Origin of the sequence: Vibrio sp. MM46 (assembly GCF_027587135.1) — a bacterium.
GTDB classification, from domain to species: Bacteria; Pseudomonadota; Gammaproteobacteria; order Enterobacterales; family Vibrionaceae; genus Vibrio; species Vibrio harveyi.
The window spans coordinates 1-694 of the sequence record NZ_JAPPTO010000093.1 but is presented as its reverse complement, the minus strand read 5'-3'; the positions used below and the strand labels follow the sequence as shown (position 1 = coordinate 694).

Below are 694 nucleotides of genomic sequence, written 5' to 3'. Positions count from 1 at the left end.
CAAGCAAAGTCCACTGCGTGCGCTTTACCTTGACGAAGGTGGCGGCCGAAGCAGCTACAAGCTGTGTGAAGAAGCTTACCCAATAGTAAAACAGCGTTTTAATGCTGCCGCTAACGAAAACGTCACCTTGTTAGCACACCACTTACTCGGTAAAGAAGCCAATCACTACAAACCACAAATCGTGCAATCGCTCAAGCGTAGCTACAACAAGTTTTTTGCCATCAGCACCAGTGCCTCCAACACCATCAAACAAAACATGCTGATGAACGAGCTGCGCTACAACCTTGATAGCCTTGACCCCACTCAAGCGGCGCTCAATTACGCCTATACCACCAATAAACTTCAAACCACATCGATGTGGGCGTCACTAGGACTGATGGCAAGGGAATATTTACCCATGCTCCATACCATGCTGTTTATGCTGTTTGCTTGCTTAGGCTTTTTTGTTGCAGGTGCAGCGGTCATTCCAGGCTTAACCATGATGGTATTGAAAAACTATTTTGGAACGTTTGCCTTTCTGGCGACGTGGCCAGCGCTCTTTGCCATCATCAATGGCTTCCAACTGTGGGGGTTAGAATCTCTCTCCACTGATGTCTCCGGTAAATTTGGTGGACTGGTTCTCTCCAATGCCAACGCAGCCGATGAACTTCACAGCCGCTTTGCATGGATGACCGGTATCTTGATGATAGGGGTG

At 48.3% G+C, this 694-nt stretch carries 1 protein-coding gene; it reads left to right on the top strand.

Annotated features, from left to right (window positions below; genetic code table 11):
* Nucleotides 1–694: conjugal transfer protein TraG N-terminal domain-containing protein (locus OH459_RS28055; RefSeq protein ID WP_269989901.1), on the top strand; the 694-nt coding region annotated here is incomplete at both ends.